Genomic DNA, 6,355 nt, shown 5'->3' on the forward strand with positions numbered 1-6,355 from the left:
CTTGCTAAAAGTTTTATTAGAAGAACTCGATCTGGAATTTTGGAGTTTAGGTTCTACAACTTTTGATAAGGAAAGTATGGATGCTGGGGTAGAACCCGATGATTGTTTCTATATGCAAAATGAAGCTCATGGAACTGGAACTTCCTTGGGAGACCCAATTGAAAATCGCCGCATCGCGATTTGTCACGACGTAGATGATGCGGTGAAATTGCTTAAGAAACAAGATTTAGAACGTGTTTTTAGTTACCACCGCCAGCCAGGCCACTGTCCAGTCATCTTCATGTTTTCAGGACAAGGGTCACAATATGCAAACATGGGAAGGGAATTGTATGAAGCCGAACAAACGTTTAAAAAACACGTAGATACTTGCACTGAGATTTTGCAACCCCACCTCGGTCTTGATATCTGCTCCCTACTTTACCCCAGAGAAGAGGATACTGAAACTGCTTCTTTGCAATTACAACAAACAGCCCTTACCCAACCAGCGTTATTTGTGATTGAATACGCCCTGGCTCAGTTATTAATGGAATGGGGAGTGCATCCAGAAGCGATGATTGGTCATAGCATTGGGGAATATGTCGCCGCAACCATTGCAGGTGTATTTTCTGTTGAGGATGCCTTAAAAATTGTGGCAAAAAGAGGACAGTTGATGCAACAGTTACCCTCTGGGAGTATGTTAGCAATTAGGCTGCCAGAAAAAGATGTGCAGTTGCTGCTGGATGCAAAGACGTTGTATAAAAAACATTTACAAATTGCAGTTATTAACAGCCCATCTTCTTGTGTAGTTTCCGGAACAAACGAGGCGATCGCAGCCCTAGAGAAGCAATTATCCTCTCAAGAAGTTGAATGTCGGCTGTTGCATACATCTCATGCGTTCCATTCCCAAATGATGGAACCCATCTTGTCAGCATTTTTTGAGGCTGTAAAAACAGTCAAACTCAATCCACCAAACATACGCTTTATTTCCAATGTTACTGGTAGTTGGATTAGTTCCCAACAAGCGACAAGTCCGGATTATTGGTGTCAACATTTACGACAAACAGTCAGATTTTCAGATGGGGTATCGCAATTAATACAACAGTTTGAAGGTGTTTTTCTGGAGGTGGGACCGGGGCGAACTTTAGGCACGTTAACGACACAGTATTTAGAAAAAGATGCCAAACAACAGGTATTGACCTCGTTACGGCATGTTAAGGAGCAACAATCGGATGTTTGCTTTTTATTGCAAACATTAGGTCGGTTGTGGCTTGCGGGTGTAAAAATCGATTGGTCGGGATTTTATGCTCATGAACAGCGTCATCGTTTACCTTTGCCTACTTATCCTTTTGAACGACAAAGGTACTGGATTGATGCGAAATCGCGATCGCATTCCGTAAACATAAAACCGACGACATTAGAGCAAAAGCAAGATATTGCAGACTGGTTCTATGTTCCTTCATGGAAGCGTTCTTTACTGACTTATACATCATCCGAAGAAATCAAATCTACACATGAAGAAAAATGGCTATTTTTTGTGGATGATTTGGGAGTAGGGGAGCAACTAATTAATAAGTTAATCAACCAGGTTAAAAGTATAATTATTGTTAAGCAAGGAGATGAATTTAGTAAATTAAGTGACGGGATTTATACAATTGCTCCAGGTATAAAGGAAAATTATCATAAGTTATTACAAGAACTAATATCTTTAGATAAAAGCCCCGAAAAAATTGTTTATCTATGGAGTTTAACTCATCTTGATAACCGTCCATCAGTAAAATATTTAGAATTTAAAAGCCTACTATTTTTAACCCAGAGCCTTAGTAAGTTAAAAATTAGCGTAGACACCTTAGCGGCTTGCCAAAGGCATCGCCTACAACTTAGGGTGATATCAAACAACATTCAAGAGGTTAACGGGAATGAAGAATTAAATCCAGAGAAAGCTGCGATATTAAGTTTATGTAAGGTAATTCCTCAAGAGTATCCCAATATTAGCTGTCAGTGCATTGATATTGCTTTAACTAACAGCATAAACTTAGAAAAAAGACAAGAAAATTGTGATAGTAATATTATTGATAAGCTTCTGAATGAGTTAACCTCTGTATCCTTAGATACGGTAGTTGCTTATCGCGATCGCCACCGTTGGGTACAAATATTTGAGCCAGTTCACGCAGAGTCAAGAGTTGAGGAAAAAATACCTTTAAGAAAACAAGGTGTTTACTTTTTCCCCGGTGGATTAGACACTATTGAAGTTGTGCTTGCGGAATATTTAACAAAAACTTTCCAAGCAAAACTCATATTTATTGAAGATGTTAAATTTCCAGAGCTAGATAATTTCTCACAATGGCTTGAAACTCATCCTCAAGATGATGAAGTAAGTCTCAAAATACAGCAAGTTTTAGCATTAGAGAAATTAGGTGCAGAAGTTTTGTTATTACGTGCTGATACCACTAATTACGAGCAGATGCATCAAGCTCTTGCATCTACAAATGTTGAACAAATTAATGGCGTAATTTATTCAACTGGTATCAAGCGCGATAACCTATTTGCTTCTATTCCCGAAATAACTGAATTAGAATTTGAAAATTTATTAGAATCACAAAGTATTAAGATTCTAGTATTAGAACAAGTCTTACAGGATTTTAATATAGATTTTTGTATCATTTTTTCTTCTTTGTCTTCCATTTTAGGAGGATTTGGGTTAGGCTTATATTCAGCAGCTAACCAATTTATCGATACTTTTAGTAATTGGCATAATCAAAATAAATCTTTGCCGTGGTATATTATAAATTGGGATAAATTCCAACCGAATGTAAGCCAGAAAGAAACAGCACCGGATCGAGTCTCTGGAAAAGAATTAGCTATTACCCCAGTAGAAGCGGTAGAAGTATTGAAACGAGTGTTTTCTTTAAAAGAAGTAGCTCAGATTATTCTTTCTACAGTAGACATTAATGCTAGGAACAATCATACAATTAGCCTGGAATCTTTGGTAGATTCAAAATCGACTAATCAATTAGATTCATCGTCGCGCTACTCCAGACCTAATCTTAGTAACTCCTATGTTGCTCCGACAAATCAGCTAGAAAAACAAATTACGGAAATATGGCAAGAGGTACTAGGAATTGCAGAAGTTGGTATTTACGACAACTTCTATGATTTGGGAGGAGATTCCCTAATTGCAACTCAACTAGTTTCTCGATTGCGAGCAAAATTTCCTGTGGACTTACCACTTCGTGACCTTTTATTACAAGCAATGATACCAGCCAAACAAGCAGAAATAATTGAGCAACTTCTGTTGGAAAAGATTGAAGAATTATCTGAAGAAGAGGCAGAAGCTTTTTTAGCTAATCTTGCAGATAATTCTTGAATCGTTCAGTTTTAAACCTTTACTTTCAAGCAGGAAAAACAGTTTATGTATCTACTTAATCCTATCCCAAATTATGAACCTTTTGCTCGGATGCAAAATGAATTGAAGAGTACAGACGAAGAAATAGTGGAAGAGATAATACCTCTTTTAGAACATTTAGTTTTACAACATCTGCCTAAAGGAGTGCGTATTCTCGACCTTGGTTGTGGTTCAGGAAAATTGGTACAACAACTTCATCTTAGAGGGTATCAAACGACTGGAATAGATGCTTCTCAAGAACTTTTGCGTTATGCCCAAATAAACGCACCAGAGAGTGAATTTATCCTTAGTGATATACGTAAATTTGAACTACCATCTACTTTTGATGCAGTTTTCTCGCATATTGTCTTACTCTTTATCGTAAACGTTGAAGAATTAACATCTGTCTTCCGCAATGTATATACAGCACTGCGAGATAATGGACTATTTGTATTCACAATACCAATAACAGATTGGTTCCATGAAATTGCTCCACCAACTTTTGACCACATTAGCATCAATGACGAATCAGCCTTGATTGAAATATTCCAATATAAACCAGAAGAAAGAATTTGGGAAATTCAAGTCACCGGATTTGAATTAATAGAAAATATTTGGAAGCGTTCAGATACTACTTGGTTAAGAAGAGATTTCTTTTTAACAGAGGTGCGATCAGCTCTAGACAAAGTGGGCTTTACAGACATTAGTCACTATAATTTCAAAGATTTGGGTGCAGACGATAGTGACGGGATGGCTTGCTTCGTTTGTCGTAAGTAATTTATGACCCAATAGTAAAATTACACAGTTCATGCGTTAATCAAGAGTAATTGTCATTTTTAAACCTTGAGTTTAAAACAGGAAAACAGTTTATGTATTTAATAAATAATGATCCAAATCACGACCCTCTTGCTTTGGCGTGGCAGAAACAATACATACCAATTGATGTGGAAGACGGCGGGACAATAATAACAGCTTTAGAGCAATTAATGCTAAGACACCTCTCTAAAGGAGCGCATATTCTCGACATAGGTTGTTTAGACGGAGAGATAGTCAAACATCTCAATATAAAAGGGTATCAAACGACTGGACTTGATGTTTCTGAAGAATTTTTGCGTATCGCCCGAAAAAAGGCACCTGAAAGTAAATTTATTCTTTGTGATATACGTAAATTCGAGTCGCCACCCACCTATGATGCAGTTTATTCACACAATTCTTTCAGCTTTTTACTAAACCTTGAAGAATTGACAACTGCCTTCCGAAATGTGTATATGGCGATGCATGATAATGGTCTGTTTGGGTTGAGTATGCAAGCTGCTGACTGCACATTGTTTGATGGTCCTCCTGATAGTTCATTCACTGGTAAATTTAATGATATACCTTCCTATCAGGTTGTCCAAGATACATTTGTCCAGATTGAAAGACACACCAACGACAACCGAGAAGAAAGGATACGGGAAATCAAAATGACCAGGTTTGCATTGATAAATGGAATTTGGAAGCGTTCGGACGTTACTGTGGTAGAAAAACATTATTTTATATCAGAAATTAAGTCGGCTTTGGAAAATGCAGGCTTCATAGAAATTGATGTCTATGATTCCAGAGATTTTGGAGACACGACCGCATTCAGTCAGCCTTGTTTTGTTTGTCGCAAGCCATCCCTTTCGCAATAGTATAATCCCAGAGTTCCTATATAGGTTAATTTATTGTCTTTTATTCCCCAACAATTACAAGGGCAGCAAATCACAGATTTTGGTGGGGGACTTAGAAGATTTCTGGGAATTTACCAAAATTCAGTCTGTAGTGCGGGCATCTTGCCCGCGACGCTAGCAATACATTGGTAATATCTTTTTCAAAAATCACCTTAAACTTTCGCTCCCTTCCGTCACCAGAAGTTCTATCTTCAGAAACATAGCAGCCTTTCGCACTCGAACTTCTGCCTTTATTGTTAATAATTGAGCAGAATTTAGGAATCAGAAGTCAGAAGTAAAACCAGTATTATATCAGGTTTTGAAACCTAAATTTTGTACCTTAATCACTGTAATCTGCTGTAAATATGGATAAACAATACTCTAACTTATCACCTGCAAAAAAAGCCCTTTTAGAAAAATGGAAGAGAGGAAAATTTCAAGCTGATACTATTCCCAAACGTCAAATATCTCAGAATATTCCCCTATCTTTCTCTCAACAAAGACTATGGTTTATTGACCAGCTTTATGATGGGAGTTCTTTCTACAACATTCCTATCGCTTTTCATATACAAGGTCATTTAAATATAAAGGCACTTCAGCAAAGCTTGAATGAAATTATTAAGCGTCATGAAGTTTGGCGGACAAATTTTAGGCTTGTGAATGGAGAGCCAATACAATAAATTTCTCCCCAATCTACTTGGGATGTATCTATTATTAACCTAGAACATTTATCTACTAAAGATTGGGAAGCCGAAGTTAAACAATTTGCAGCAGAGTCAGCAAAAAAACCTTTTAATTTGGCTAAAGGGCTATTAGTGAGAGCTACTTTACTGCGATTGAGTGAAGAAGAACATGTTTTGCTTGTGATCATGCATCACATAATCACAGATGGATGGTCTGAGAGTCTCTTCCTGCGCGAACTGTCAGCATTGTATGCTGCTTTCTCGACAAATCAACCTTCTCCCTTACCCGAACTCCCGATTCAGTATGCAGATTTTGCTGTTTGGCAACGCGATCGCATCCAAGGTGAATTCCTCGCAACCCAATTAAATTACTGGAAGCAACAACTTCAAGGTGAACTGTCTGTACTACAATTACCTACAGACCATCCACGCCCTAACCTTACTACTTTCACTGGCGCCAAGCAATACCTTACATTCTCTGCATCCCTAACTAATGCTCTCAAGCAATTAAGTCAGCGAGAAGACGCTACTTTATTTATGAGTTTGCTGGCAGCATTTAACATATTACTATACCGCTACACAGACCAGGAAGATATCTTAATCGGTTCTCCAATTGCTAACCG

The 6,355-nt window shown here is 37.7% G+C and carries 3 protein-coding genes and 1 pseudogene; all 4 read left to right on the top strand.

Translation table 11 applies throughout. The features are described 5' to 3' along the window. The coding region (locus tag LC574_RS21235) for an acyltransferase domain-containing protein (protein ID WP_229455463.1) at positions 1–3,343 on the top strand (3,343 nt) is incomplete at its 5' end. Positions 3,344–3,388: 45 nt separating this feature from the next. Beyond that, positions 3,389–4,138: a bifunctional 2-polyprenyl-6-hydroxyphenol methylase/3-demethylubiquinol 3-O-methyltransferase UbiG gene (locus LC574_RS21240; protein ID WP_229455464.1), complete on the top strand. Its 750-nt coding sequence runs from the start codon at positions 3,389–3,391 to the stop codon at positions 4,136–4,138. A gap of 92 nt (positions 4,139–4,230) precedes the next feature. After that, entirely contained in the window at positions 4,231–5,031 is an 801-nt protein-coding gene (locus LC574_RS21245; RefSeq protein ID WP_229455465.1) for a class I SAM-dependent methyltransferase, read from the top strand. Positions 5,032–5,414: 383 nt separating this feature from the next. Next, positions 5,415–6,355 (top strand): annotated as a pseudogene (locus tag LC574_RS21250) (condensation domain-containing protein); the annotation flags it as partial.

The sequence above is a fragment of the Nostoc sp. CHAB 5715 genome (assembly GCF_020829685.1).
Classification (GTDB): domain Bacteria; phylum Cyanobacteriota; class Cyanobacteriia; order Cyanobacteriales; family Nostocaceae; genus Nostoc.